Genomic DNA, 25,845 nt, shown 5'->3' on the forward strand with positions numbered 1-25,845 from the left:
ACGCAAGGATTCGCTACAATCCCCGCGGGGCAGGACCATTCCTGCGGGAGTGAGGCAACATGCGTTACGAGAAAGGGCACAAAGAACAGACGCGCCAGAAGATCGTCGAGGCAGCGTCGCAGCGCTTCCGCGCCGACGGCATCGACGGGGTCGGTGTCGTCAGCCTCATGGGCGAGGTGGGGCTCACCCAGGGCGGCTTCTACAACCACTTCGGATCGAAGGAAGACCTCGTCCGCGAAAGCGTGGTGGCCGGGGCTGCCTGCGCCATCAAGCGGCTCACGGCGAAGGTGAACGCGTCGCGCGGCGAGGGTTATCGCGCGTTGATCAACGGTTACCTGTCTGCCGACCACCGCGATCAGCCGGAAACCGGCTGCGTCGCGGCCGCGCTGTCGGCCGAGATGGCCCGCCGGCCGCTGGAAACGAAAAGCGCTTTCACCGACGGTTTCGCCGAGATGGTGGATCTGATCGCATCGACCTTGCCCGTCAGCGTGCGCGGCAAGCGTCGCCGCACGCTGTCGATGGCGGTGTTCGCCTCGCTGGTGGGCTCGATGTCGCTGGCGCGTGCCGTGGCCGACGAGAAACTTTCCGACGAAATCCTTTCGCTGGGTCGCCAGGCCGCCCTGGAGCTGGTGGAAGCGGGCTGACTACTTCGCGGCGGGCGTGTTGCCCATCGCGGCGGTTTTCGCGGCCAGCTTCGCCTTGATGGCCGGCATGGCCGCGAGGGCCGCGCGTTCGCCTTCGAGAATGGCGACGTTCTTTTGGTCGAAGTCGGTGAGCCCGATCTGGCCCACCTTCGGCCGGATGACGATGTCGGCGCGCCCGAGCTCCTGCTCGGCGAGCTTGCGGCCCATGATGGTGATCGACTGGCCCACGATGCCCACCATGCTGTCGGGATTGCTGCCGTCGGGCCGGGCCGAGATGTCCACGGCGATGACGATGTCGGCACCGAGCTGGCGTGCGGCATCCACGGGAACCGGGCTCACGACGCCGCCGTCGACGAAGTGCTTGCCCGCGATCTCCACGGGTTCGAATACGCCCGGAATGCTGCTCGAAGCGCGCACGGCCTGTCCGGCGTTTCCGCGAATGAAGACGGCACGCTCGCCGTCTTCCAGTTCGGTGGCCACCGCGGCGAAGGGAATGCGCAGCTTTTCGATCGGTGTCTGCCGCAGCAGCTGGTTCACGTAATCCTGCAACTTCTGGCCCTGCACCAGGCCGCCGGAGAAGAAGCGCACGTCGCGAATCTTTCCTTCGTCGAGCGAGAACGCCGTCTCCTGCAGCTGGAACGCGTCCATGCCGCTGGCGTACAACGCGCCGACGACGCTGCCGGCGCTCGTGCCGGAAACCACGTCGGCGTGGATGCCGTTGGCCTCCAGCATCTTGATGACACCGATATGCGCGAAACCCTTGGCGGCGCCGCCGCCCAACGCCAACCCCACGCGCGGTTTCGCCGCCAGGACGGGCAGGGCGTTGTCCGGGCGGGGATCCGGCTTGCTGCCGCCGAAGCAGCCGGCGAGCAGGGCGGCGCAAAGGAGCGGAAGCCAGGAACGGGAGCGGGGAAAGCGCATGGGAGGCACGGTAGGAGGGAAAGGCAGCGGCATCATCGGGCCTCCGCGCGGCGGAGGCCTGACGGGTTCATGGCGAAAGCAGGGCCGTTTAGCCGCGGGTGTCGTCGGCTTCCAGGTGATAGCGGGTGACGATGTCGATCTCGTTCCGCGAACCGAGGAACACTGGCACCCGTTGGTGCAGGGCCGTGGGCTGAATATCCATGAGCCGTTCGCGGCCGGTGGTGGCGGCGCCGCCCGCCTGCTCGACGATGAAGGCCATGGGGTTGGCCTCGTACATCAGCCTCAGCTTGCCCGTGCCGCCCTTCGCCGTGATCTTCGCGTCCAGCGGATAGATGAAGACGCCGCCGCGGGTGATGATGCGGTGCACGTCGGCCACCATGGACGCCACCCAGCGCATGTTGAAGTCGCGGCCGCGCGGACCGGTGGTGCCGGCCAGCAGTTCGTCGATGTAGCGCTGCATCGGCGCTTCCCAATGGCGCTGGTTCGACATGTTGATGGCGAACTCGCTGGTGTCGGCGGGAATGACGATGTCGCGGCGGGTGAGCACGAAGCTGCCGTGCTCGCGGTCCAGGGTGAACTCGTGCACGCCGTGGCCGAAGGTGAGCACCAGCAGGGTGCTGGGACCGTAGACCACGTAGCCGGCCGCGACCTGCTCGGTGCCGGGCTGGAGGAAATCGCCCACCTTGGGCTCGGTGACACCGTCCGGGCAGCGCAGCACCGAGAAGATGGTGCCCACGGAAACGTTAACGTCGATGTTGGACGAGCCGTCGAGCGGATCGAACAGGAGCAGGTGGTTGCCCTTCGGGTAGGCGTCGGGAATGGGCTGCGGATCGTCCATTTCTTCCGACGCGCAGGCCGCGAGGTGGCCGCCCCAGGCGTTTGCTTCCAGCAGGATCTCGTTGGAGATGACGTCGAGCTTCTTCTGTGCCTCGCCCTGCACGTTCTCCGAGCCGGCGTTGCCGAGCACGCCGCCCAGGGCACCTTTGCCGGTGGCGACGGAGATGCGCTTGCAGGCGCGGGCCACCACCTCGATCAGCAGGCTGAGCTGGGCATTGATGTGCCCGGCGCGCTTCTCTTCGATCAGGAACTGGATCAGGGAAATCGGTTTCGTCATCGGGCGGGACTCTGGCGCGAAAGCCGGCATTGTCCGCGTCGGCGATGAACGGCGCCAGTAGGACTGCTGACAGTACGTTGTCAGCAGCCCGGGTTCAGACTTTCCCCTCAAGCAACGGGGAGGACACGCCATGAACCGCTTTCTCGACCGGCTCGCCCGTCTTTACGCGCCGCTGGGGCGCCGCGGCCAGCTGATGGACGGGCAGTACCTGTGGGAGCCAATTCAGCGGCGATCCCGCGGCAGCGGGCCAGCCTGCGACGAGCACCCTTCGCCGCTGAAGCGGCTCCCAAAAAAGCCGCCATTGGCAGGCATCGCCCAAACACCATCGACAAGGACCCTCGCATGAACACGCCGCATCGGATCAAGTTTCACCACGCCCCGAACAGCCGCTCGGGCAGCACCTTGATGCTGCTGGAAGAACTCGGGGCGCAGTACGACATGCACGTGATGGATCTGAGGAAGGGCGAGCAGCGCCAGCCCGGCTACATGAAGGTGAACCCGATGGGGAAGGTGCCTGCCATCGAACACCTTGGCGGTCTGGTGACGGAACGCACCGCGATCTTCACCTACCTCGCGGACCTCTATCCCGCCGCCGGGCTGGCCCCCGCGCTCGACAGCCCGCTGCGCGGCCCGTACCTGCGCTGGCTGGCCTTCTACGGATCGTGCTTCGAGCCGGCGGTGATGGACCGCTTCATGAAGCACGAACCCGCGCCGCAGTCGACCTGCCCCTATGGCGATTTCGACACCGTGATCGGCCTGATCGAGGCGCAGCTGGGACCGGGCCCATGGCTGCTCGGCGAGACCTTTACCGCCGCGGACATCCTCTGGGCCAGCGCGTTGGACTGGACAATGAAGTTCGGCATCGTTCCCCGCCGCGACGCTTTCGAGACGTATGTCGCTCGCCTCATGGTGCGTCCGGCCATCGTCAGGGCCGCGATCCAGGACGAAGCGCTGGCCCGCGCACAGTCCCTGGCCGCCGCATGAGCCGCGGCCATGCGGCCTGCCCTGAAGAGGTCCGACCACGCCCCGACCACCGGTGGGCCGCGCCGTGACTTCCATCGCTTCCCGCGCCGCGCGCGGGAAGCGATGATGTGCGAATGCGCCGTGCCGACCGCCTGTTCCTCATCATCAACGCCCTTCGCGGCCGGCGAACGGCGCTGCCTGCCCGGCAGCTGGCGAGCACGCTCGAAGTGTCGTTGCGCACGGTGTATCGCGACGTCGCGGACCTGCAGCTCTCGGGCGTCCCGATCGAAGGCGAGGCCGGCGTGGGCTACCTCCTGCGCAAGGGCTCGGACATCCCCCCGCTGATGTTCTCCGCCGACGAACTGGAAGCCCTCGTGGCCGGCACGCGCTTCGTTCGCGCTTTCGCCGGCGAACGGCTGGCGCGCGAGGCACAGGCCGCGCTGATCAAGATCGAAGCCGTGTTGCCACCCGAGCTGCGCGAGAAGTCGGCGCAGTCGCGCATCTTTGCGCCCATCTGGCGCGATCCGTTTCAGAACCACATCGCGATGATGCTCGACCGCCTGCACGAAGCCGTGCTCGCGCGCCGGGTGCTGTGCCTGGACTATCGCGACGCCGAAGGGCGAAGCAGCACGCGCGAGGTGGAGCCGCTTTGCCTGTCATTCTGGGGTGGCGCCTGGACGCTGGGCACGTGGTGCCGCCATCGCCAGGCCTTCCGCAACTTCCGCCCCGACCGCATCGCCGATTGCCGCGACGCCGGGGAGACCTTCCCCGACCTGCCGGGCCGCAACCTCGAGGCCTATCTGGAAACGATGCGCGGGCATTACGCGGGGCTGGAATAATCCGTGTGGGAGCCGGCCAGGCCCTTGTGGGAGCCGCTTCAGCGGCGATGGGTGCGCGCGGCTAGCTTGCCCGCTGCCGCGGGATCGCCGGCATAGCCGGCTCCCACAAAGGCGCAGCCGGCTCCCGTAGTGCGCTATGGGATGCGATGATCGGGAATCACGTCCCCCGATCACGGAGCCTGCATGTCCCCCTGGATTCGCGCCATCGCCTTCGCCGGCCTTTTCGCCGGTGCCGCCCATGCCGTCACGACGCCCGACGATGCGTTCCGCGCCATCTACACGAAGGAATGGGCATGGCGTAACGGGCAGGCCGGGATCCTCACCTCGGGCGAGGCCCAGCCGGGCGACGGGCGTCTGGATACGGTGGACGCGGCGAACCAGGCGAAGCGGCTCGCTTATTGGAACGATGTGCTTGCCCAGCTCGACCGTATCGACACGAAGGGCTTGAGCGGCAAGGCTCGCGTCGATTACGAGGTCTATCGCGCGCAGATCGTCAACCTCGCGGCGGCGCAACGCTTCCAGCAATGGCAGATGCCGTTCAACAGCGATTCGGCGTTCTGGTCCGACATCGGCTATGTGCTGCACGGCGACGACCTGCGCACGCGCGACGACTATCGCCATTACGTGGAGCGTCTGCGCCAGATTCCGGCCTACATGGACCAGGAGATCGCAAACATGCGCCTGGGCCTTGCGCGCGGGTTCACGGTGCCGCGCGCGGTGCTGGACGGTCGCGACGTTTCCATCGCAGCGGTGGCCGAACTGAAGCAGCCGGAAGACAGTGCGCTGTACAAGCCGTTCAAGTCGATGCCGAAGAACCTGCCGGAAGCGGACGCCGAAGCGCTGCGGAAAGAGGCGCACGAGGCCATCGCGAACGGCGTGATTCCCGCCTACGGCCGCCTTCTTGCGTTCTTCCGCAACGAGTATGTGCCGAAGGCACGAACCACGCTCGCGGCCGAATCGCTCCCCGACGGCAAGGCCTACTACCGGCAGCAGATTCGCGAATACACCACGCTCGATCTGTCGCCCGACGAAATCCACGCCATCGGCCTGCGTGAGGTGGAACACATCCACGCGGCCATGCTGGAAACGATGAAGGAGACCGGATTCAAGGGCGACTTCCCGGCCTTCCTGACGTTCCTGCGCAAGGACCCGCAGTTCTACGCGAAGACGCCGGACGAACTGCTGATGCGCACGGCCTGGGTGGCGAAGCAGGTGGATGCGAAGCTGGGCAAGTTCTTCGGCCTGCTGCCGAGGCAGCGTTTCGCGATCGAGCCGGTGCCGGCCGACATCGCGCCGTATTACACCTCCGGTCGCGGCGGTGCCGACGTCTATATGGTGAACACGTACGACCTGCCGTCGCGCCCGCTGTTCAACATGCCGGCGCTGACCCTGCACGAATCGATGCCGGGCCATTCGCTGCAGTTGGCGCTGTCCGCCGAGCAGCAGGGGCTGCCGGCGTTCCGCCGCGACGGTTACATTTCCGCGTACGGCGAGGGTTGGGCGCTGTATTCGGAATACCTCGGCAACGAGATGGGCATCTATCACACGCCATACGAGCGCTTCGGTTATCTCACCTATCAGATGTGGCGCGCGTGCCGCCTCGTGGTCGATACGGGCATCCACCACCTCGGGTGGACGCGTCAGCAGGCGATCGACTACCTCACCCAGAACACGGCGCTCAGCGATCGCGAAATCGCCAACGAAGTGGATCGCTACATCAGCTGGCCGGGCCAGGCGCTGTCGTACGAGCTGGGTTATCTGAAAATCCGCGAACTGCGGGCCAGGGCGGAACAGCAACTGGGCGAGAAGTTCGACCTGCGGGCCTTCCACGACACGGTGCTGGCCATGGGCTCCGTGCCGCTACCGGTGCTGGAGCAGCACGTCGACGCCTGGATTGCCTCGCGCAAGTAGGTGGGTCCTTGTGGGAGCCGGCTATGCCGGCGATCCCGCGGCAGCGGGCACCCTTGCCGCGAGCACCCATCGCCGCTGAAGCGGCTCCCACATGAAGGGCGTTGGTACAGCATTTTCTCTCTGTATGGAGTACACTGCGTCACAACTCCACAGGTGAAGCGACGATGCAGCACGCCATCCATGCCGAACCGATCCACCTCGCCGAGGCCGGCGGCCCGGCGCTGAGGGCCTTCTTCGCCTTGGCGGAGCGCTGGAAGCTCCGTCCCCCCGAGCAGCGCACGCTGCTGGGGGAACCGCCGGAATCCACCTACTTCAAGTGGAAGAAACAGCAGGACGGTACGCCCTCACGCGACGTCATTGAGCGCATCAGTTACCTGCTCGGCATCTGGAAAGACCTGCAGATCCTCTTTCCCGACCCGAACCAGGCGGACGCCTGGGTGCGCAAGCCGAACGACGCACCCTTGTTCGGCGGGCGCTCCGCGCTCGACCGCATGCTCTCGGGCAACGTTGCCGACCTCTACGTCGTCCGTCAGTACCTGGACGCCCAGCGCGGCTGGAACGGATGAGCGCGGCGCCTCCGCTCCGCCGCATCCGCTGGAGCCAGGCCTATCGGATCGTGTCGAGCCGCTTCCCGCCGGTTGGCCTTTTCGACCGTATCGCCGATCCGAAAGACATCGACGCCGTCATGGCCATCGAATCGATGACCAACCCGCGCCTGCGGGAGGAGATGGGGGCGTTGCGCCTCGTACCGCCCGACCGTCGCGTCTCGGGGCAGGGCACGTCGCCGATCATGGCCGCCTTCACCCATATCTCGCCCGAGGGAAGCCGATTCAGCGACGGCCATTGGGGCGTGTTCTACGCCGCGCACAGCGTGCCGACGGCCATCGAGGAAACGGTATTCCATCGCGAGGCGTTTCTCGCGGCTACGCATGAGCCGCCGATGGACGTGCAGGTGCGCTGCTACAAGACGGCCATCGCGGGCCGCTTCCACGACATCCGCGGCGGCTGGGCCGCCGAGCACGATCCGGATTCCTACGCGGCCAGCGTGAAACTTGCCCGCTCGCTGCGGGAGCAGGGTTCCAACGGCATCGTCTACGACAGCGCCCGTCATGCCGGTGGCGAGTGCGTGGCCGCGTTTTATCCCGACGTGGTGGCGCCCTGCATCCAGGCGGAGCACTTCATCTATCGCTGGAACGGCACCCGGATCGAAGCGGTGTTGAAGGTGACTCCGGTGGAGCGGCATGGGGGCAGGGGATGAGGGCACGTGGTGCAGCGCAGTTTGCCCCGACATCCCCATAGGTTTACGGTGGAGCGGATGAAAAAGCTCACACTCCTCCTCACCCTTCTCGTCCTTTCCTTCGGTACTTACGCCAAGGGCCCCGATCACAGCCAGTGGGAACACGACATCCAGGCCTTCGAGGCCGCGGACAAGGCGTCCCCGCCGCCGTCGAACGCCGTGCTCTTTATCGGCAGTTCGTCCATCCGCATGTGGACGACGCTGGCGCAGGATTTTCCGAACTACCGGGTGATCAACCGCGGCTTCGGGGGTTCCGACCTCGACGACAGCACGGCTTTCGCCGATCGCATCGTCACGCCGTACCACCCGGTGGCCATCGTGCTGTATGCCGGTGACAACGACCTGCAGAACGGCGACACGCCCGAGCAGGTGCGCGACGACTTCGCCGCGTTCGTGGCCAAGGTGCGCCAGGACCAGCCGGACCTGCCGATCGCTTTCATCTCGATCAAGCCGAGCATCGCGCGGCTTGCCCTCCTGGGGAACATCCAGCGCGCGAACAAGCTCGTGCGCGATTGGTCCATGGGGCAGAAGGGCGTGGCGTTCCTCGACGTGGCGCCCGCGATGGTCGATGCGAACGGCCAGCCGAAGCCGGCTCTGTTCCGCGACGATGGCCTGCACATGAATTCCGCGGGCTACGCACTCTGGGTAGCCCAGGTGGGCCCATGGCTGGCGGACCACGCGCAGGCCGCCGAAGTTAAACGGGAACCAAATGCTGCCGTGCAGTGAGACGGGAACTTCACGGGATCGGCCTTATCTAAGTATTCGATCGCCGAGAGGCGACCTGTTGGCAAGCGACGCTTCAATGAGTCGATTGTCCCGGGTCCCGCTATTTCCCCTGATAGCCTGGACCCGACGCGACCCCGGCAGCTCCTCCCCTGGCTGCCGGGGTTTTATTTTGCCTGTGGGAGCCGGCTATGCCGGCGATCCCGCGGCAGCGGGCAGCCTGGCCGCAAGCACCCATCGCCGCTGAAGCGGCTCCCACAAAGAGCAGAGCCGGGTTCCCCCGGAGAAGGACGGTTACTCCTGCTCCCGCCGGAAGCGGGGTCAGGCGTGCTGCGCCCGCGGGAAATACGGCTTGATGGACGTGTCGAACGCGCGCCAGACACCGTCGTTGCCCTGGATGTTGAGCACGATGTCGGACGCCGCATTCGCGGCCTCGATCCGGCGAGCCTCCCTGAGGGCGCATTCGAGCGCGTCGTCCCGCGAGCAGAACTCGCCGACCTCGCACTCGTTCCTCTGCAGCAGCCACAGACCGGGACCCACGGACTCGAAGGGAATATCGAAGACAACCACGGCGGAATCACCCCTGTTCATTGCACGTGGCCCCATCCTAGGGAGCCACGTGTTAGGTCTCCGTCGAGCCTCAGTTGTCCCCGCCCGAAGCGAAGCCTTCGCGGGTGCCCCGGTGGTACACCTTGTCGGTCGGGAGGATCTGGGCGGCGGCGACCGGGGTGCCCTGGGCCAGCCTGGCGTAGATGGGGGTGAAGTCCGGGCCGGTGGCTTCGAACAGCTGCTCGAAGTTGTCGATGACGAAGTAGGTCTGCTGGTAGGTGTCGATCCGGTACTTCGTGTTCATGACCCGCTCCAGGTCGAAACCGATGCGGTTCGGCGCCGGCGAATCGATGGAGTAGATGGATTCGCCCTTGGAGCTGACGATCCCGGCCCCGTAGATGCGCAGGCCCTTGTCGGTGCGGATGAGCCCGAATTCCACCGTGTACCAGTACAGGCGCGTGAGGTTCATGAGTGCCTCCGGCCCGATGGCATGCGCTTTCATGCCGCCCTTGCCGTAGGCCTGCATGTAATCGGCGAACACCGGATTGAGCAGCAGCGGCACGTGCCCGAAGAGGTCGTGGAACAGGTCCGGCTCCGACAGGTAGTCCAACTGGTCCGGCTTGCGGATCCACCAGCTCACCGGAAAACGCCGGTTCGCGAGGTGGTCGAAGAACACCTCGTCGGGAAGCAGCCCCTCCACCGCCACGAGCTGCCACCCCGTGGCCTTGCCCAGCACCTTGTTCAAGTCGTCGAAGCGCGGGATGCCGCCGTCGCCGAGGCCGAAGCGTTCCACGCCATCGAGGAATTCCTGGCAGGCATAGGCCGGCAGCAGTTCCCGCTGGCGGCGGTACAGGGTGTCCCAGACCTCGTGGTCGGTTTTCGAATAGCTGGCCCAGGGTTGCTCGACCGTGCCGGTGGCATAGACGGGCACGTATCCACGGTCGGTCTGCTGGTGTTCGACGCGGCGGGGGGTGTCCATGGCGGTCTCCGGTGGTTGAAGCAACAGCATAGCGACGGATGAGCGCAATAGGCTTGCAATGTTGCGTCTTCATCGGCCTTTATGACAATAATGAGCGTCATAGACTCAATATGACGAAATAATCGTGCAAGCCACCCTCGATCGAACGGACCTGCGCATCCTGGCCACACTCCAGGCCAACGGCCGGATGAGCAATGCGGAACTGGCCGCCGAGGTGAGCCTGTCTCCCTCCGCATGCCTTCGCCGCGTGCAGAAACTCGAATCCGACGGCGTCATCGCGGGGTACGGCGCCCGGCTGGAGCCACGTGCGCTCGGGCTGGGGCTGCAGGCCTTCGTCCGTGTGCAGCTCTCCCGCCACGAGTCCGACGCCATCGATTCGTTCACCGAGCTGGTGGCCGCGTGGGACGAGGTGGTGTCCTGCTATGCCCTCACCGGCGACATGGACTACCTGCTCCAGGTCTACGTGGCGGACCTCGACGGCTTTTCTCGCTTTCTGCTCGACCGCCTGCTCAATGCGGCGGGGGTAGCGGACGTAAACACCAGCTTCGTCCTGAGGACCGTCAAGGCCTCGACCGCCTTGCCTCTCGGTAATGTCCGCCCTTGAGGCGCCTCAACTACCCGTCCCCTAAGAATAAAATCATGCTCCCCTAGCGGCAGGCAGCGCCCCTCGTTAATCTTGTGCGCTCGATGGAAGCCGCCTCCGCCAACCCGACGCCCCGCGACCGCATGCGACCGCTTCGCTATCTGTGGCGGGTGCCGCTGCTGCTGCTCCACATTCTGTTCGGCATCGTCATTTGCGCGCTGATCCTGAGCTGGGCCGGCGGCGTGATGAAAGACGGCCGCGAACCGCTGGCCCATCGCACCATCCGCATGTGGTCCACGCTGCTGTTGCGGGTGTTCGGGTTCCGCAGCCGCCGTTTCGGCACGCCATTGCCGGATCCGGTGCTGTTCGTCGCCAACCACACCTCGTGGCTCGACATCGAACTGCTTCATTCGCAGCGTGCCGCCTGCTTCGTCGCCAAGGCGGAGATCGCCAGCTGGCCGCTGGTGGGTTGGATGGCTTCCCGCGGCGGCACGATCTTCCATCGCCGTGGTAACAACCACTCCCTCTCGTCGGTGATGGCCGCCATGGTGGAACGCCTGCGCGAAGGCCGTTCCGTGGCGGTGTTCCCCGAAGGCGGCACCGGCCACAACGGTGTGCTGCGCGTGTTCCATGCGCGCATCTTCCAGGCCGCCCTCGACGCCGAGGTGCCGGTACAGCCGGTGGCCCTGCGCTTCGCACGGCACGGCCGCCGGGTCGTCGACGCCGGTTTCCGCGAGGGCGAGAGCTTCATGGGCAATTTCCTGCGCCTTCTCGGCGAGCCGCCGCTCGACGTGGAGGTGCACTTCCTGGAGCCCGTGCCGATGTCGCCGGAGGGGCGCCGCCGCATGGCCGAAGCCTCGCGCGAGCGCATCGCGGTGGCCCTGGATACCGACACGCCGGCATGAGCCTGCCGACGGGCTCCGACTTCCGACCGCCGTGGCCACTCCGCAGTGGCCACATCCAGACCATGCTGTCGTCCAGTGGCATCCGGCGCCGGCTGCTGCCGAAAGAGGCGCGGCGCGTGCAGGAAAACGCGCAGGAAGTGCTGGTTGACGTCGGCCACGGCGACCGCCTGAGCGGCCGCTACACGGCCCAGCGCACCGGCCGCGAGTCGCGTGGCCTCGCCATCCTCTTCCACGGCTGGGAAGGCAGTGTGGATTCCACCTATGTCCTGCAGACGGGCAGCCGCCTGCTCGACGACGGCTGGGACATCTTCCGCCTGAATTTCCGCGATCACGGCGACAGCCATGGGCTCAACGAGGCGCTGTTCCACTCGTGCCGAATCGACGAGGTGGTGACGGCGATGGGCGAGATCGCGCGCATGTTCCCCGCGAAGGTCATCGGCGTGGCCGGCTTCTCCCTCGGCGGCAACTTCGCGCTGCGCGCCGGCATGCTGGCGCCCTCGCAGGGCGTGCCGGTGGACTATGTGCTGGCCGTGTGCCCCATCATCGATCCCAGCGAAGGCCTGTTCTCGCTGGAGAGCGAGGCGCCGTGGTTCTATCAGGCGTATTTCATGCAGAAGTGGCGCCGCTCGCTGCGCCTCAAACAGCAGGCGTTCCCGCAGCAGACGTATTTCGAACTGGAGGAACTGCGCCAGAACATGCGCGACCTCACGCGTTCCCTGGTGCTGCGCCACACCGACTTCGGTTCGCTCGAAGCCTACCTGGACGGCTATTCCGTCGCCGGCGACCGGCTGATGGACCTGCACCTGCCTGCCACGATCCTCACCTCGCGCGACGATCCCGTGATTCCGGTGGCCGCGTTCGACCAGCTGCGCCTGCCGCCCAACGTCGAGCTCGACATCGCGGCCTACGGCGGCCACTGCGGTTTCATTCGCGACTACGGCATGACCAGCTTCACCGACGACTACATCGCCGCCCGTTTCGACGCCATAACCCGCTGATTCCAGGCGGGTGCCATCCTCAAGGAGCCCCGTACATGCGTAGCGTCCCCGCACTCGCCCTGGTCCTCCTCGCCGGCCATGCCGTCGCCGCCACGCCGGACATGGCGTCGCTCAAGCTTCCGCCCGGCTTCCATATCGCGGTGTGGACCGACCAGGTGCCGGATGCACGGGAAATGGCGCCCGGCACCGACGGCACCGTATTCGTCGGCTCGCGCGATGCCGGCAAGGTGTATGCCGTCTCTTACGATCCGGACGGTTCGGTGCGAAAAGTGCGCACCGTCGCCACCGGGTTGCAGCTTCCGGTGGGCGTGGCGTTCCGCAACGGCGATCTCTACGTATCGGCCGTGAGCCGGATCTACGTGCTGCGCGATATCGAGAACCACCTCGACGCACCGCCGAAGCCGGAAGTGGTCACCGACAAGCTGCACACCGAAACGGCGCACGGCTGGAAATTCATCGCCTTCGGCCCCGACGGAAAGCTCTACGTGCCCGTGGGGGCTCCGTGCAACATCTGCGACCGGGGCGACGAGGGCTTCGCGCAGCTGCTGCGCATGAATCCCGACGGCAGCGGTGTGGAAACCGTGGCGAAGGGCATCCGCAACACCGTGGGCTTCGACTGGCGGCCCACCGACAAGTCCCTGTGGTTCACCGACAACGGCCGCGACATGCTGGGCGACGACCTGCCGAGCGACGAACTCAACCGCGTCACGAAAACCGGCGAACATTTCGGTTATCCGTATTGCCACCAGGGCGACACGCCGGATCCGGAGTTCGGAAAAGGCAAAAACTGCAAGGACTACACACCGCCCGTGCTGAAGTTGGGACCGCACGTGGCCGCGTTGGGCCTCCGCTTCTATGAGGGCAAGCAGTTTCCCGCCGCCTGGCACGGTGCACTCATCGTTGCGGAGCATGGTTCCTGGAACCGCTCGGTCAAGTCCGGTTACCGGGTGATGACGGTGCGCCTCAACGGCAACAAGGTCGCCAGCTACGAACCGCTGGTGGAAGGTTTCCTCAAGGACGGGAAGGTGTCCGGCCGGCCGGCCGACGTGCAGCCGCTGCCTGATGGCAGCCTCCTGGTGAGCGACGACGACAACGGCGCCATCTATCGCGTGACCTACAAGAAGTAAGAAGGAGTTAAAGCATGCGTCTCAAGAGCGACAGCATCGAGCAGGGCAAGCCGATTCCGGCAAAGTTCGCGTTCATGGAGCAGGGCGAACCGGTGAAGCCGGCCGGCAACGTCACGCCGCACCTGGCCTGGATCGAGGTGCCCGAGACCGCGAAATCCTTTGCCATCGCCGTCATCGATACCGACGTGCCGTCCAAGCCGGACGACGTGAACGTGGAAGGCCGCGAGGTCCGCCGCGACCTGCCCCGCGTGGAGTTCGTCCACTGGCTGATGGCGAACATTCCGCTGGAATGCCGCGAGCTGGGCGAGGGCGCGTGCGGCGAGGGAATCGTGCCGCGCGGCAAGCGGGAGCCCGTCGGTCCGCCCGGTTCGGTCCAGGGCCTCAACGACTACACCGGCTGGTTCAAGGGCGACCGGGAGATGGAAGGCCATTACCACGGCTACGATGGCCCTTGCCCGCCGTGGAACGACACCATTCCGCACCACTACCATTTCCACGTCTACGCGCTGGACGTGGAGCGCGTACCGCTGGAAAACGGGTTCTCCCTGGCCGAACTGCGCGACGTCATCGAGGGCCACGTGGTGGACGAGGCGGTGCTCACCGGCACCTACTCCCTGAACCCGAAGGTGAAGGCGTGACGGGGCGGTGAACCCGTTGCCTGAACGCGTATTGAGCGGGGGCGTTCGGCTTCACGCGGCATGCGCGGGGCGCGGGACTAAATGGTCCCGCGTCACTCCACGGAGAAGCCATCATGCTGCACTATGCCCTTGTCTTTCTCGTCATCGCGATCATCGCGGCCGTGTTCGGCTTCGGTGGCATCGCGGGTACGGCGGCCGGTATCGCGAAGATCCTGTTCGTCATCTTCCTGATCCTGGCGATCATCTCGTTCTTCCGGGGCCGCAGCGTCTAGCGGCCCGTGACCCAGGCGTCACCTTCTTTGACTTAACGTGCCAGACCCCGTAACGGAGAGAACTTCATGAACAAGCCCGCCGACCATGTCGCCAACGCCGCGACCGCCGCCGCGAACACCGTATCGGCTGCCGAGCGCATCGATGCGCGCGCGGAGCGCGTGAAGCAGGCCACGTCCGAGGCCGTGGACCGCACGAAGGATGCCGTCGAGCGGGCCGCGGACAAGGTGGAGTCCGGCCTGCACACCGCCACCGACAAGGCAGCCCACGGCGCCACCCGCGCTGCTGAGAAAGCCGAAGAAGTGAAGATGCGCGGCAAGGAGGCCTACGACGAAGCCGTGGACAAGACCAACGACTGGCTGGATACCGCACGCGAATACGTGCGCGAGAAGCCGGTGCAGTCGATCGCCCTCGCGCTGGCCGCGGGCTGGTTGGCCGGCCGCATCCTGCGTAACTGATCGACGACCCCAGGGGACGCAAGCGCATGTTGGACGACGGTCCCTCGGGGCGACGGGAAGCGGGCGAACCGGTGCCGGACGACGACGGCGCCGCCGCCGGCGGCGCCAAGCCGGCATCGCCTTCCTGGCTGGACGATCTTCGGCGTCTCGGTGCCGGTGCGAAGGAGCTTTTCGCCGCGCAGCTGAGCCTCATTTCCGCCGAAATCGGGCTGGCCAGAAGCGGCATCGTGCTGATGCTGTTCATGGGCCTGGCTGCCATCGTCTTCGCGGTGGCGCTGGGCTTCACCTTGCTGGCGCTCGCCGGCTGGGGCCTGGCGCAATGGTTCGGGTCCTGGGCCTGGGCGCTCACCGCGCTCGCGGGACTGCAGCTCGTATTGCTGATCGGCGCCATTCTTGCCTTCCGCCGCGCAATGCACTGGCTCACACTGCCAGCCTCGCGAGCCGAGATAGCCAGCCTGGCACGCGAGGCGGCGCGGCGGGGGAAAGCGCAAGGCGAGCAAGGGGAATGAGCACATGAGCGTCTTCAAGAGCATGGCCAAGGTCACCGCCGCTCGTGCACGGGTGATGGCGGCGCGGGAAGAAACGGTGCGCCCTGCGGCGGCCCTTATTGCCCGCGGTTACGAACACCCCCTCACCGTGGTCGGCCTCGCGGCCGGCACAGGCTTCCTTCTCAGCAACGTCAAGCTCAACCCGCTTGCCGTTCCCGGCATGAGCGGCGTGGTGGCAGGCGGCGTCGCCGACCTCATCGCGCGAGGCGTTTCCGTCGCCGCCGGCAGTTTCCTCGGCGATCTTGCCAGCGACGCAGCCGACGTCGCCGACGAGGTCCCGTGAGCGACTTTCCCAGCCCCCTCCCCACGCCACTGCCATCCACCGCGGCACCCGGCGTCGCGGTGTCGACGCTTGCCTCCCGCCCCCGGCGCAAGCCCGGCAGTAGCCGGAGCACCCGGCGCATTTCGCGCCACCTGCGTTCGATCCGCATCTCGCTCACCGGCATCATCCTGCTGGCGCTGCTCTATACGGTGGCTATCGGCAAGTCCATCCTCGTGCCGTTGGTGCTCGCCGGTTTCATCGGGCTGGCACTCAATCCGATCGTCGCCACCGCCGCGCGCATGCGCATACCGCGCTGGCTGGCGGCGGTAACAGTGATGCTTCTGTTGGGCGCCGGTCTCGTGTGGGGCGTATCCACGCTATCCACGCCGGCACTCAACTGGTTCCACGAAGCGCCGACCGCGATGCGCGCATTCGCGCCAAAAATCAAACCGATGACGCAGCAGATCGAGGCCGCCAGCCGCGCGACGCAGACGCTCGTCGGCGGCACCGTGGCGCGGGCGGCGCCGCAGAGTCCGAACTCCTTCGCGTTCACCGCGTGGGACGTGGTGGCCAATGCACCGAAAGTGCTGGCGAGCATTCTCACCGTCGCACTGCTGGTGTTCTTCTTCCTCGTGTACGGCGACGAGATCCTTCGACGCGCGGTGGAGATATCGCCCACCTTCTCGTACAAGCGGCATACGGTAAGCATCGTACGAAGCATCCAGGAAGAAGTGTCCAGCTACCTGCTGATGACGGCGTCCATCAACGTGACACTCGGTCTCGTCACCGCCGGCATGCTCTACCTGTACGGCGTGCCCGACCCCTTGCTATGGGGCACGGTCGCCACCGTCGCCAACTTCATTCCTTACGTGGGCGCCATCACCACCACGGCCGTGCTCACCATCGTCGGCGTGCTGCACTTCCAGGAACTCGGGGCCGCGCTCATTCCCGCGGGAACGTTCGCGGGAATCACCGCCATCGAAGGCAACCTCATCACCCCCATGCTCCAGGGCCGCCGCTCGCGCTTGAGCCCCGTGGCCATACTGTTGTGGCTGCTGATCTGGGGATGGCTATGGGGCATTCCGGGCGCGCTGCTTGCCGTGCCGATGCTTACGTGCGTGAAACTGATCACCGCGAAGCTGCGCGGGTGGCAGTGGTTCGCGCATATGATTTCGCGGTGAGGCAGACAAGGGAGCCGGCGGACCCGGCTCCCCACCTTCGGTTCCCCATCCCGAGAAGAACCCGAAGTACGAAAGGCGACACGGGGCTCAATCGACTATCGTATACCGCGTTCTGCCCAGCATATTAGGCGAACCGAGAACCAGTCCCCATGACTCTACTTCCATCCCTGGTTTGAACTGACTGAGCCTATCCGGGGCGATGAATGCAGTGGCCGGTTTATCAAATGTCCATTGCACAGACTCCCCAGGGCCGACATCCTCGTGCGAAAAAATGAGCATGAGCCGTACGTTCGCCGCAGGGCCCGTGTACGCCGGATACCGAAGCGTAATACCCCGCGAAAGTCGGGCCATGGGAATGACATTTCCTGCCGCCTCTACTACTTCCACTGCCTCCCACCGTGGGCTCTGCTGACCTTTTTCCTTGCCTGACATGTCACTTCTCCTTGTGATCCGACGGGGATCAAAAGGGTACGTTCGATGCTGCGGAGGATTCAACGTCCGGCAATCCTCCGAAACTTGCACACAAACCTAGGCTTGCACCGACTCATTCCCAATAGGTGTGACGAAAGCGACAGGGAGGGAAGATCGAGTAAACGGGTCTGCGAAGGAACTGAACCACATAGCCCCAGTCTTGCCGGGATGACATGCAAGTCGTAATACGAGTTGCTACCACGCGATCGTTACGCGGTCGCGGAAGAATGCGCCGGATGACGATTCGCGTTCGGTAAGCAGTGCTTCCCACACGATGCCTTCCGCGCTTTCGGCGGCAGGTCCGCGGCACCGCCCCGCGGGCGGTGGCGGTGGCGGTGAGATGTCTATTATTTAAGGCGGTAGGTCTATAAGCCGTCACGTGGATTGTGCATATGTCAGGCACTGAGCCTTCGAAAAATCGTAGCTGATTTTCAGAATTTTCCCGTATCTTTCGAGGCCTTCGGCCTTCAGCCTTGCGGGCTCTATAGTTCGCAGGGAAGAAAGTCATGCCGTTCGATCGGTTATCGCGCACACGGCTTGCAGGTCGTCTATCTGAAAAGCTTATGCTCCTTGTCGTACTAGTGTTGCCATCGACAAGCCACGCAGTGCAGAAACGCGACGCTTCTCCATTCGTTGAATACAAATCCCCTGGTGGGGAGTTCTTTCTGACTCACGAAGAAGCGGCAGCAGCAGCCATGGCCTATCACTGCGCCCGGAGTGGCTATGCCGAATGTATCCTCGAGGCATCTGAGGATACGGATATCGGCTACGCTTACACTTACTCCTATGTCTTATTTGGGCAACGTCTGACGGGGAGGCAACTAGGCGCAGCTTATTACTCCTGCCCGTCGTCCTATGACCTTTATGCGAAATTCGTCGACACACTTTTCGGCCCCTATGGCAACCGAGAAATTGGGCGCTCGCAAGGCGGAATGGACATCGTCTGCTTGCACGCACAGAACCCTGAAACCGAAAGTGAATTCCAAAGCGATCTAGGTAGCAATCAATGCAATGCCATGGTCGGAAACCCGATCAATGTCGGAGCCGGAAACAAGTTCCAGACTTACATTGACATCACGCCCACGAGTGCGTCGCCGCTCATGTGGGAGCGTTTCTACAACAGCGGCGTCGTATGGGTGGATCGCGAGAACAATCAACTGACCGGTAGGACCGCTCCCACGACTGCGCGGCTCGGCAGCCGCTGGCGCGGCAGTTACAATCGTTCCCTTGCGCCCACAACCGTGCCGACCCCAGCGGGTCCTGTTCCGGGAATCCGCTTGTATAGACACACGGGAGAGCGCATCGATTATGTGGAAAGTGGTTCACGCTACGAGAGCGTTGTCGATCCTCGAGGGCTCCTTCGCAGGGCTCGTGCGGGATGGACCTATCGCACACCAGCGGGAGAACTCGAGAAATACGACGCGGAAGGTCGCCTATTAAGCATCGAAGGGAATGCGGGCCGGCACATCACTTTTACCTACAGCGATGCTTCGACACCGCCGGAAGTAGCACCCGAGATCGGGGTCCTCATTCGTGCCACGGACCAAAACGGCCGGCACCTGATCTTCGACTACGATGCCAAGGGACGGATGGCGTCGGTTCGCCAGGCTGGTGGAGCAAAGGTGGCCTATACCTATTCGGAAGGGGACGAGGGCGGTCTCAAGGCGGACTTGTCCAAAGTCACGTACGCCGATGGGCGTTCCGTCGAATATCGATACAACGAGGCGGATTACACGCAAGGTGCCGCGCTGCCCCATCATTTGACCGGCATTATCGACGAGCACGGGCGCCGCTTTGCGACCTACTCATATGACGAGGCAGGCCACGCTCAGGGTAGCGAACATGCGCTCGGTGCTGACAAGGTCATGGTGGGGTACTCGATGGATACTGCACAGGGATTCGTCTTCGGTCCTACCGGTGCCATACACACCTACAGCTTCGAGAGCGTCCGTGGGTCGCAACGCCTTGTCGGCGTCGACCAGCCAGGGGGCGCCGGCTGCGACCCGGCATCGTCGAAACTGGAATACGGCAGCAATGGGAAGGTCTCCGCACGGACGGATTTCGACGACGTGGTGACACGCTTCACTTACGATACTGACGGCAACGAGATTGAGCGCATTGAGGCTGCCGACACGGCGCGAGCGCGCCGCGTGACGACCCAGTGGCACGCGGACCTCCTGCTACCCGTGCACATCGCCACTCCGGGACACGAGGAAACCCTGGCATATGACGCGCGCGGCAACGTGACCCAGCGACGAGTTGCCGGTGCGATCGATCCGTCCGATCCCGCCGCGACGCCCAGCGTGATCCGCATCTGGACATCGACCTATGACACGTCAGGCCGTCTTCTGCACGTCGACGGGCCGCGCAGTGACAGCGCCACCCCGCAACGTCTGTTCACCCATACCTATCGCCGTAGCGATGACCCGAGCTGCGCTATCGGCGGCACCTGCGCATATCGCCAGGGCGATCTATGGAAGACCGAAAACGCCCTCGGCCATGTTGAGGAAATCCTCGCCTACGACGGTAGCGGCCGCGTCCTTGGCCGCAGCGATGCCAGCGGTGTGACCGCTGCATACACCTATACACCGCGTGGCTGGCCTGCGACGGAGACCATCACCGACGTTGAAGGCACCGTGGCCGTCACTCGGTTCGATTACACGGCCAGCGGGCAGGTGGGGCGGATCACCGACGCCGATGGCGTAGCGGTTACCTTCGAGTACGACGAGGCACATCGCCTCGTCGGCGTGACGGATGCTGCGGGGCACCGTATCCGCTACACGCTCGATGCCGCGGGTCAACGCACGGCGGAGCGGATCGAAGACAAGGACGGCACTCTCGTTCGCCAGTTGACCCGGACATACGATGCCCTGGGTCGCGTCGCCACCCAAACGGACGCTTACAACCACACCACGTCGCATACCTACGACACTATGCATCGCTGGACGGGTTCGACCGATGCGCGCGGCACGCGCACGACCGCATCCTATGACGCCCTCGGCCGGCTGCGCGAAACCATCGGCGACATCGATGGCGTAAAGGCGCGCATCGCGACGGAGCACGATCCGCTCGACCAGTTGATCTCACTCACCGATCCGAAGGGTCTGACCACGGCTTACCTGACGACTGGCCTGGGAGACCTCTCGTACCTCGACAGCCCGGACACGGGGAAGGCTTGGAGCGAATACGACGCAGCCGGTCTGCTTGCCGTGCACGAAGCCGCCGGCGGCATCGGCAGCCATTCGGTCACTCGCGACGCGCTGGGCCGGGTGCTGACGAAGACGTTCGCGGACCCCGCCCTAGCCATCACGATGACTTACGATGTCGCGGACAGCCGATGCCCGGCGAGCGAGCGGTACGCCATCGGTCGCCGCACGTCCATGAGCGACGGCTCCGGCAGCACCGCGTATTGCTACGACTCGGCTGGCCGTATCGCGCGAAAGTTCCAGACCGCGGGCGGGCGCGACCTGAGCGTGGCCTACCGATACACCAAAGCCGGACGCCTCGCGGGTGCCACGCTTCCTGACGGCAGCATGGTGAGTTGGCGTCATGACAGCTTTGGTCAGGTAACGGGCATCGACGTCGCTCCCGCAGGAGGCATTACCGCCCCGCTGCTATCCGACGTCACCTGGAACGCACTCGGCAACGCGGCCGGTTGGTCCTACGGTAACGGCCGTCACCTCGCGCGCAGCTATGACGCCAACGGCCGCCCCACCGGAGTCACCGACATGGCACCTGGTGGGCTCCGTCACGCATTGACCTACGACGAGGTGGGCCACGTCGTGGGCCTCGATGCCGACGGCGCCTCACGCTCCTTTACGTACGACGGGCTCGGCCGCCTCACGGAAACACGTGATGCTGGCACCAACGTTGCGCTTCATCAGTACACCTATGATGCCACCGGCAACCGGACCTCGCTCACTATCGGTGGCGCCACGGACCACTACGTGTATGCAGCAGACAGTCACCAACTCACCACCGCCGACGGCGCCTTGCGTCGTTACGATGCCGCCGGTAACACGATCGCCATTGGCAACCTGGAATCGATTCATAACGCGGCGGGGCAACTCGCGTCGATAAGTCAGTCCGGCACCACGCTCGCCAGCTACCGCTACAATGGAGACGGCCAGCGCGTGACGCGGACCGAGGGCAACCACATCACGCATACGGTTTACGACGAAGCGGGCCATTGGCTCGGCGACTACGATGCCGCTGGCAAGGCCATCGCCCAAGCGATATGGCTAGGTAACTACCCGGTCGGCCTAATCGTCGATGGTCGCGTGCTGTACATCGAGCCGGACCACCTGGGCACACCGCGTGCCGTCATCGATCCAGCGCGTAACGTGCCGGTGTGGCAGTGGAAGCTCGAAGGTGAGGCCTTCGGTGCCGACCGGCCGAACGAAGACCCGGATGGCGACGGCCAGACATTTACGTTCGATCTGCGCTTCCCAGGGCAACGGTACGACGCGGTCTCCGGCCTGTACTACAACTACTTCCGCTATTTCGATCCGGTGAGTGGGCGATACATCCAGAGCGACCCGATCGGATTGGCGGGTGGCATTTCTACGTATGCGTATGTCGGAAACAATCCGCATGTGCGGATTGATCCGCGGGGGCTGCGGGCCGATATGGATCTATGTGCCGGGCTAAGCGCTCAAGCTTGCATGGCGATGGGTATGAACTTCTTGCCCGATTACGTAGTGATCAACGCAACCGTCCCGTCTCTCTTCGAGTTTGGGTACACCTTCACGAAGTCAGGAGCAGTGTTCAGTCACGGCGGAGGCGCCGTCGGAAACCCAAAGGGTATGCTGACTGGCAAGAACTGGGGCTTTTCGGCAGCTGCGGGTCGGATGACCAAGACTTGCACCGCCGAAGAGGTCGATAGCTTTATACAGGGAGGGACTTGGGGTGCTTCGTTGTACCGAGGGATCGGTGGCGGGATTGCAACAAACCGATCGGGTACAGCATTTGAAACCGGGTTTGGATTTGGGGGAGGCGCTATCGACTATACATACTCGCAGCAGATTGTTCCCCCTGGTGCTAAACGGTGAGATATCTGTTCTCGATGCGCTCCCTCGCTCTAGGCCTCTATTGGTCATGTGCCGTAACTGCACTATGGCTAGTGGGTAGCGCTATCGATACAAGTGAACAGCGAGCCTATCCGGGAGAGCCCGACCGGGAGCTGATCTTGAGTAGTTTCAACGAGGCTGTGTCGTCAATTGAAGGCGTTCCTGCTGGTTCTCCGAAGAACTTCCACAGGGGCGGTGAATCTGGGATCAGCCAAGTATTCTCGCTGCATACGCCTCTCCAAGTGTCAATGATTAGGATCGAGGCGTTGATGAGCGGTCGCGGATGGAAGGTTGTGAAAAGAGGAATGTATAAAGGCTACCCCAGTTACCTGAAACTCTGTAGGGGTGAGCTTTCCGCGATGTTCAGTGCGGACCGAACCTACGCGGAGAAGCGTTTTGACGTCCGCGTCGTCTGGGCAAAGGAATCAAACCAATCGGGATACTGCCCCAGATGATGGCCAATGAATGCGATCGATAGAAAGCAGACACCCTGCCTATGCTGCTTTCGTTCCAAAGATCCGCCACGCCCCAAGGAGCCGGCGGCCGCCGTTTCCGGAGCGATTCCGCAGGGGGGGCGAGGCCGGACGAGGACTTAGCGGGGGTGGCCGCCGTCGACGACACACCGCCACATCGGAAAGCGACAGCAGCAAAGAACTAACCCTTCGACCACATGCTCTGCGATCTGATCTCAACTCCGGCCCATTGGACTGGATGGGAGGTACTAGAGATGATTCTTCTTGTGATGGCCGTCGCCCTCATCATTCTGATGTTTGTTCTATTTCGTCGGTCGTTCCGATCATATGTCCTGACGGGACTATTGGCGCTAATCGTTATCGTATGCGCAGCAGTCTATCTATTCGACGACGATATAGATCGGTGTCTCGACGCCGGCGGTGCATGGTCGCGAGAGAATGCTGCGTGCCAGCTTAGTGGAAACAACAATCGGTGACTGGGTTTCCTCGCTCGCGCCCATGGCGCGGCGGCTGCGGGAAGAGCTCGCTTTTCGCCTTCAATCCAATGACTAGACACACCCGAAAGAGCCGGCGGCCGCCGTTTCCGGAGCGATTCCGCAGGGAGGCGAAGGCCGGACGAGGACTTAGCGACGGAAATGGCGGCCGTCGGCGACGCGCCGCCACGTCCGAACGCGACAACAGCAAGCGCGATGGCGAAGCCGAGCCAGCGACGACAAACCTACCAGGCGATCTTCGTCCGATCCCGAAAGAACCCGCCCGTAGCCGCTTCGCGTTCCGGCAGAAGCGCTGCCCACACGATGCCTTCCGCGCTTTCGGCCGCAGGCCTGCCGCCACCGCCGCCTAACTCGGTGGCGGTCCAGCCTGGGCAGACGGCGTTCACGAGGATGCCGCTGCCTTCGAGTTCGCGGGCCAGTACCTGCGTGTAGGCATTCAGCGCCGCCTTCGATACCCGATAGGCGGGACTGTTCTCGCCGCACATGGCGTGGAGGGCGCATTCGCTCGACACATTCACCACGCGGCCATAGCCGTGCCGCTTCATCAGCGGCAACGCCGCCGCGGTAAGACACCATGCGCCGATCAGGTTCACGTCCAGCGCGCCGCGGATCATCTCCAGGTTCGGCGCGGAAGGTACGGCGTCGTGGTCGTAATAACCCCCGGCATTGTTGATCAGGATGTCCAGCCGGCCGAAATGCTCGGCGATATGCGCCACGACGCGGTCGATGTCCTTCGACTTCGTGACGTCGAGCTTGATGGCATGCGCGTCGCCGCCGAGTTCCCGGATGATGCGCGCCGCCTTCTCGCCCTTGCCGGGTTCGCGCATGCCCATGAACACCGTGACGCCGAGGGACGCGAGCTGTTTCGCGACCTCGAGGCCAATGCCGCGGTTCGCGCCGCTCACCAGCGCGACGCGCTGGCTGAGCGGCGGCTCCACCGATACTGCTTTACTGCGCCGGTTCTGCACGGGCAGCTGATGCACCTTCGCCGCGCTCATGGCACCTTTGCAACCTCGCTGCACGCGTCGTCGCCACAGGCCTGCCAGCCGCCGCCCAATGCCTTGTAAAGCTGCACGGCGCGCAGGTTGATGCCGGCTTCCGCTTCCGCCAGCTGGTCTTCCGCCGCGAGTTGCGTGCGTTCGGCGTCGAGCAGTTCGAGGTAATCGGTGCGGCCCGCGTCGTAGCGCAGTTTCGCAAGCTGGGCGGCCCGGCGGCTCTCGGTCGCCTGCACCACCAGCTTCTCCACCCGCTCACGCTGGCGGTTGAAGGCGACCAGCGAGTTGTCGACGTCCTCGAGCGCGGTAAGTACCGTGCGATCGTAGTTGGCGCGAGCTTCGTCGGCACGCGCCTCGGCGCCCTTCACGCCCGAACGGACGCGCTGCACGTTGAGGCCGGACCACGAGATGCTCGGTGCGATGGACCACGCCCGCGAATCCGCACCGCCGAAATCGTTGCTGCGGCCGGCCAGGAAGCCGATGAAGCCACCCAGGGAGATGTGCGGGAAGTAGTCGGCCTTGGCGACACCGATGCGGGCGTTCGCGGCGGCGAGTTCGCGCTCCGCAATGCGGATGTCCGGACGGCGCTGCAGCACCTCGTCCGCGCCGCCGATCGCCAGCGTGGCGTCGATCGGCTTGAACGAGGCGGGTGAGAGATCGATGTCCAACTCGCCGGGACGCTCGCCGAGGAGCACCGCCAAGCGGAACCGATCGGCGCTGGCCTGTGTTTCCAGCACTGGAAGCTGCGCTTCGACGGCCGCGAGGCGCGCCTTGGCGCTGGCGAGGTCCTGCTCGTCTCCGGTACCCACTTCCACACGCGCGGAGATCACCTTAAGCGAATCCCGCTGGTTGGCGATGTCGCGCTTCGCCACGTCGATGCGCAGCTGCGTGCCGCGCAGGTTGAAGTAGTTGCGCGCAACCTCCGCGAACAAGGTCACCTGCGCGTCCTGCAACGACGCCTGGCCGGCCGACGCATCGGCGCGCGCGGCCTCGACCGAGCGACGGATCCCGCCGAACAGATCGAGCTCCCACGACGCGTCGAAACCGGCCTGGTACGCCGTGACCGTCTGTCGCTGATCGCTGAAGCCCGGCTGCTGCTGCCGGCTGCGCTGATACGACACGCCTGTTTCGATATCCGGAATCTGCTGCGACTTCGCCGTGCCCAGCGCCGCACGTGCCTGGGCAAGGCGCGCCACGGCGATCTTCAGGTCAGGCGCGTTCTTTGCGGCGCGAACGATCAGCGCGTCCAGCGTGGGATCGCCGAACTGCTTCCACCACTGCGCCTGGAATCCGGCGCTCTCCTGATGGGCGGCGTCGACGCCTTGCAGCGTCACCGGTGCTTCCTTCGGTGCATGGTAGTCGGGACCCACGCTCGCGCAACCGGCGAGAACGAGGGCCGCGGACAGAGCGGTACTACGGAACATCGTTTTCAT

At 64.7% G+C, this 25,845-nt stretch carries 25 protein-coding genes; 19 read left to right on the plus strand and 6 right to left on the minus strand.

What is annotated here, in order from left to right; translation table 11 throughout:
- Positions 1 to 59: 59 nt before the first annotated feature.
- Entirely contained in the window at positions 60 to 644 is a 585-nt protein-coding gene (locus HBF26_RS07545; RefSeq protein WP_167124669.1) for a TetR/AcrR family transcriptional regulator, read from the plus strand.
- On the opposite strand, the gene HBF26_RS07550 is transcribed toward HBF26_RS07545, so the two are convergent.
- Both HBF26_RS07550 and HBF26_RS07555 read right to left on the minus strand, forming a co-directional pair.
- Positions 645 to 1,598, minus strand: a complete 954-nt coding sequence (locus tag HBF26_RS07550; RefSeq protein ID WP_425482982.1) for a patatin-like phospholipase family protein — start codon at positions 1,596 to 1,598, stop codon at positions 645 to 647.
- Positions 1,599 to 1,653: 55 nt separating this feature from the next.
- Entirely contained in the window at positions 1,654 to 2,679 is a 1,026-nt protein-coding gene (locus tag HBF26_RS07555) for a class 1 fructose-bisphosphatase (protein ID WP_167124673.1), read from the minus strand.
- Between the two features lie 130 nt (positions 2,680 to 2,809).
- On the opposite strand from HBF26_RS07555, the gene HBF26_RS07560 reads away from it, so the two are divergent.
- From HBF26_RS07560 to HBF26_RS07590, 7 genes are all read left to right on the plus strand, one after another.
- Positions 2,810 to 3,025 carry a hypothetical protein gene (locus tag HBF26_RS07560; RefSeq protein ID WP_167124675.1) on the plus strand — a complete coding sequence of 72 codons (216 nt, stop codon included), beginning with the start codon at positions 2,810 to 2,812 and terminating at the stop codon, positions 3,023 to 3,025.
- Positions 3,022 to 3,663, plus strand: a complete 642-nt coding sequence (locus tag HBF26_RS07565) for a glutathione S-transferase family protein (protein ID WP_167124678.1) — start codon at positions 3,022 to 3,024, stop codon at positions 3,661 to 3,663. Before HBF26_RS07560 ends, HBF26_RS07565 begins: the two co-directional genes overlap by 4 nt.
- A gap of 113 nt (positions 3,664 to 3,776) precedes the next feature.
- On the plus strand, positions 3,777 to 4,481 hold the full coding sequence (locus tag HBF26_RS07570; protein WP_167124680.1) for a helix-turn-helix transcriptional regulator: 705 nt from the start codon (positions 3,777 to 3,779) through the stop codon (positions 4,479 to 4,481).
- 183 nt (positions 4,482 to 4,664) lie between these two features.
- A complete protein-coding gene (locus tag HBF26_RS07575) occupies positions 4,665 to 6,392 on the plus strand; it encodes a DUF885 domain-containing protein (protein WP_167124682.1) in 1,728 nt (575 codons plus the stop codon).
- Between the two features lie 164 nt (positions 6,393 to 6,556).
- Positions 6,557 to 6,958 carry an MbcA/ParS/Xre antitoxin family protein gene (locus tag HBF26_RS07580; protein ID WP_167124684.1) on the plus strand — a complete coding sequence of 134 codons (402 nt, stop codon included), beginning with the start codon at positions 6,557 to 6,559 and terminating at the stop codon, positions 6,956 to 6,958.
- A complete protein-coding gene (locus HBF26_RS07585; RefSeq protein WP_167124686.1) occupies positions 6,955 to 7,650 on the plus strand; it encodes an RES family NAD+ phosphorylase in 696 nt (231 codons plus the stop codon). Before HBF26_RS07580 ends, HBF26_RS07585 begins: the two co-directional genes overlap by 4 nt.
- Before the next feature lie 57 nt (positions 7,651 to 7,707).
- Positions 7,708 to 8,415 carry an SGNH/GDSL hydrolase family protein gene (locus HBF26_RS07590; RefSeq protein WP_167124688.1) on the plus strand — a complete coding sequence of 236 codons (708 nt, stop codon included), beginning with the start codon at positions 7,708 to 7,710 and terminating at the stop codon, positions 8,413 to 8,415.
- A gap of 318 nt (positions 8,416 to 8,733) precedes the next feature.
- Here the strand turns inward: HBF26_RS07590 and HBF26_RS07595 are convergent, their stop codons facing one another.
- Positions 8,734 to 9,003, minus strand: a complete 270-nt coding sequence (locus HBF26_RS07595) for a hypothetical protein (RefSeq protein ID WP_167124690.1) — start codon at positions 9,001 to 9,003, stop codon at positions 8,734 to 8,736.
- 49 nt (positions 9,004 to 9,052) lie between these two features.
- Complete coding sequence (gene phhA, locus HBF26_RS07600; RefSeq protein WP_167124692.1) at positions 9,053 to 9,940, minus strand: phenylalanine 4-monooxygenase; 888 nt, start codon at positions 9,938 to 9,940, stop codon at positions 9,053 to 9,055.
- A 118-nt stretch (positions 9,941 to 10,058) separates the two neighbouring features.
- On the opposite strand from phhA, the gene HBF26_RS07605 reads away from it, so the two are divergent.
- The 11 genes from HBF26_RS07605 to HBF26_RS07655 all read left to right on the plus strand — a co-directional run bounded on the left by HBF26_RS07605 (position 10,059) and on the right by HBF26_RS07655 (position 22,432).
- Entirely contained in the window at positions 10,059 to 10,544 is a 486-nt protein-coding gene (locus tag HBF26_RS07605; protein ID WP_425482983.1) for an Lrp/AsnC family transcriptional regulator, read from the plus strand.
- Positions 10,545 to 10,627: 83 nt separating this feature from the next.
- Positions 10,628 to 11,428: a lysophospholipid acyltransferase family protein gene (locus HBF26_RS07610; RefSeq protein ID WP_167124694.1), complete on the plus strand. Its 801-nt coding sequence runs from the start codon at positions 10,628 to 10,630 to the stop codon at positions 11,426 to 11,428.
- A complete protein-coding gene (locus HBF26_RS07615) occupies positions 11,425 to 12,426 on the plus strand; it encodes a YheT family hydrolase (protein ID WP_167124696.1) in 1,002 nt (333 codons plus the stop codon). Before HBF26_RS07610 ends, HBF26_RS07615 begins: the two co-directional genes overlap by 4 nt.
- Before the next feature lie 35 nt (positions 12,427 to 12,461).
- Positions 12,462 to 13,553, plus strand: a complete 1,092-nt coding sequence (locus HBF26_RS07620) for a PQQ-dependent sugar dehydrogenase (RefSeq protein WP_167124698.1) — start codon at positions 12,462 to 12,464, stop codon at positions 13,551 to 13,553.
- Between the two features lie 14 nt (positions 13,554 to 13,567).
- Positions 13,568 to 14,191, plus strand: a complete 624-nt coding sequence (locus tag HBF26_RS07625; RefSeq protein WP_167124700.1) for a YbhB/YbcL family Raf kinase inhibitor-like protein — start codon at positions 13,568 to 13,570, stop codon at positions 14,189 to 14,191.
- A gap of 113 nt (positions 14,192 to 14,304) precedes the next feature.
- Positions 14,305 to 14,463, plus strand: coding sequence for a DUF1328 domain-containing protein (locus HBF26_RS07630; protein ID WP_046965775.1), 159 nt, complete (start codon positions 14,305 to 14,307; stop codon positions 14,461 to 14,463).
- Positions 14,464 to 14,529: 66 nt separating this feature from the next.
- On the plus strand, positions 14,530 to 14,919 hold the full coding sequence (locus HBF26_RS07635; RefSeq protein ID WP_167124702.1) for a DUF883 family protein: 390 nt from the start codon (positions 14,530 to 14,532) through the stop codon (positions 14,917 to 14,919).
- A gap of 26 nt (positions 14,920 to 14,945) precedes the next feature.
- Positions 14,946 to 15,428 (plus strand): ABC transporter ATP-binding protein, encoded by a 483-nt coding sequence (locus HBF26_RS07640; RefSeq protein WP_193569823.1) that lies wholly within the window; start codon positions 14,946 to 14,948, stop codon positions 15,426 to 15,428.
- A gap of 4 nt (positions 15,429 to 15,432) precedes the next feature.
- Positions 15,433 to 15,750, plus strand: coding sequence for a hypothetical protein (locus HBF26_RS07645; protein ID WP_167124704.1), 318 nt, complete (start codon positions 15,433 to 15,435; stop codon positions 15,748 to 15,750).
- Positions 15,747 to 16,910, plus strand: coding sequence for an AI-2E family transporter (locus tag HBF26_RS07650; protein ID WP_167124706.1), 1,164 nt, complete (start codon positions 15,747 to 15,749; stop codon positions 16,908 to 16,910). Before HBF26_RS07645 ends, HBF26_RS07650 begins: the two co-directional genes overlap by 4 nt.
- A 977-nt stretch (positions 16,911 to 17,887) precedes the next feature.
- Positions 17,888 to 22,432 carry an RHS repeat-associated core domain-containing protein gene (locus HBF26_RS07655; protein ID WP_167124708.1) on the plus strand — a complete coding sequence of 1,515 codons (4,545 nt, stop codon included), beginning with the start codon at positions 17,888 to 17,890 and terminating at the stop codon, positions 22,430 to 22,432.
- Positions 22,433 to 23,641: 1,209 nt separating this feature from the next.
- Here HBF26_RS07655 and HBF26_RS07660 read toward each other — a convergent pair.
- Positions 23,642 to 24,415 (minus strand): SDR family NAD(P)-dependent oxidoreductase, encoded by a 774-nt coding sequence (locus tag HBF26_RS07660; RefSeq protein ID WP_167124710.1) that lies wholly within the window; start codon positions 24,413 to 24,415, stop codon positions 23,642 to 23,644.
- Complete coding sequence (locus HBF26_RS07665) at positions 24,412 to 25,845, minus strand: efflux transporter outer membrane subunit (protein ID WP_167124712.1); 1,434 nt, start codon at positions 25,843 to 25,845, stop codon at positions 24,412 to 24,414. Before HBF26_RS07665 ends, HBF26_RS07660 begins: the two co-directional genes overlap by 4 nt.

This window comes from Luteibacter jiangsuensis (assembly GCF_011742555.1).
Taxonomy (GTDB): Bacteria; Pseudomonadota; Gammaproteobacteria; order Xanthomonadales; family Rhodanobacteraceae; genus Luteibacter; species Luteibacter jiangsuensis.

Excerpts from the sequence above, each read along its gene's own strand:
- HBF26_RS07560 (WP_167124675.1), top strand. The coding sequence starts at position 2,810 with ATGAACCGCTTTCTCGACCGGCTCGCCCGTCTTTACGCGCCGCTGGGG.
- HBF26_RS07590 (WP_167124688.1), top strand. The coding sequence starts at position 7,708 with ATGAAAAAGCTCACACTCCTCCTCACCCTTCTCGTCCTTTCCTTCGGT.
- phhA (WP_167124692.1), bottom strand. The coding sequence starts at position 9,940 with ATGGACACCCCCCGCCGCGTCGAACACCAGCAGACCGACCGTGGATAC.
- HBF26_RS07640 (WP_193569823.1), top strand. The coding sequence starts at position 14,946 with ATGTTGGACGACGGTCCCTCGGGGCGACGGGAAGCGGGCGAACCGGTG.
- HBF26_RS07615 (WP_167124696.1), top strand. The coding sequence starts at position 11,425 with ATGAGCCTGCCGACGGGCTCCGACTTCCGACCGCCGTGGCCACTCCGC.
- HBF26_RS07620 (WP_167124698.1), top strand. The coding sequence starts at position 12,462 with ATGCGTAGCGTCCCCGCACTCGCCCTGGTCCTCCTCGCCGGCCATGCC.
- HBF26_RS07555 (WP_167124673.1), bottom strand. The coding sequence starts at position 2,679 with ATGACGAAACCGATTTCCCTGATCCAGTTCCTGATCGAAGAGAAGCGC.
- HBF26_RS07575 (WP_167124682.1), top strand. The coding sequence starts at position 4,665 with ATGTCCCCCTGGATTCGCGCCATCGCCTTCGCCGGCCTTTTCGCCGGT.
- HBF26_RS07550 (WP_425482982.1), bottom strand. The coding sequence starts at position 1,598 with ATGCCGCTGCCTTTCCCTCCTACCGTGCCTCCCATGCGCTTTCCCCGC.
- HBF26_RS07625 (WP_167124700.1), top strand. The coding sequence starts at position 13,568 with ATGCGTCTCAAGAGCGACAGCATCGAGCAGGGCAAGCCGATTCCGGCA.
- HBF26_RS07595 (WP_167124690.1), bottom strand. The coding sequence starts at position 9,003 with ATGAACAGGGGTGATTCCGCCGTGGTTGTCTTCGATATTCCCTTCGAG.
- HBF26_RS07655 (WP_167124708.1), top strand. The coding sequence starts at position 17,888 with ATGCCGTTCGATCGGTTATCGCGCACACGGCTTGCAGGTCGTCTATCT.
- HBF26_RS07545 (WP_167124669.1), top strand. The coding sequence starts at position 60 with ATGCGTTACGAGAAAGGGCACAAAGAACAGACGCGCCAGAAGATCGTC.
- HBF26_RS07635 (WP_167124702.1), top strand. The coding sequence starts at position 14,530 with ATGAACAAGCCCGCCGACCATGTCGCCAACGCCGCGACCGCCGCCGCG.
- HBF26_RS07585 (WP_167124686.1), top strand. The coding sequence starts at position 6,955 with ATGAGCGCGGCGCCTCCGCTCCGCCGCATCCGCTGGAGCCAGGCCTAT.
- HBF26_RS07645 (WP_167124704.1), top strand. The coding sequence starts at position 15,433 with ATGAGCGTCTTCAAGAGCATGGCCAAGGTCACCGCCGCTCGTGCACGG.
- HBF26_RS07580 (WP_167124684.1), top strand. The coding sequence starts at position 6,557 with ATGCAGCACGCCATCCATGCCGAACCGATCCACCTCGCCGAGGCCGGC.
- HBF26_RS07565 (WP_167124678.1), top strand. The coding sequence starts at position 3,022 with ATGAACACGCCGCATCGGATCAAGTTTCACCACGCCCCGAACAGCCGC.
- HBF26_RS07570 (WP_167124680.1), top strand. The coding sequence starts at position 3,777 with ATGCGCCGTGCCGACCGCCTGTTCCTCATCATCAACGCCCTTCGCGGC.
- HBF26_RS07630 (WP_046965775.1), top strand. The coding sequence starts at position 14,305 with ATGCTGCACTATGCCCTTGTCTTTCTCGTCATCGCGATCATCGCGGCC.
- HBF26_RS07660 (WP_167124710.1), bottom strand. The coding sequence starts at position 24,415 with ATGAGCGCGGCGAAGGTGCATCAGCTGCCCGTGCAGAACCGGCGCAGT.
- HBF26_RS07665 (WP_167124712.1), bottom strand. The coding sequence starts at position 25,845 with ATGAAAACGATGTTCCGTAGTACCGCTCTGTCCGCGGCCCTCGTTCTC.
- HBF26_RS07610 (WP_167124694.1), top strand. The coding sequence starts at position 10,628 with ATGGAAGCCGCCTCCGCCAACCCGACGCCCCGCGACCGCATGCGACCG.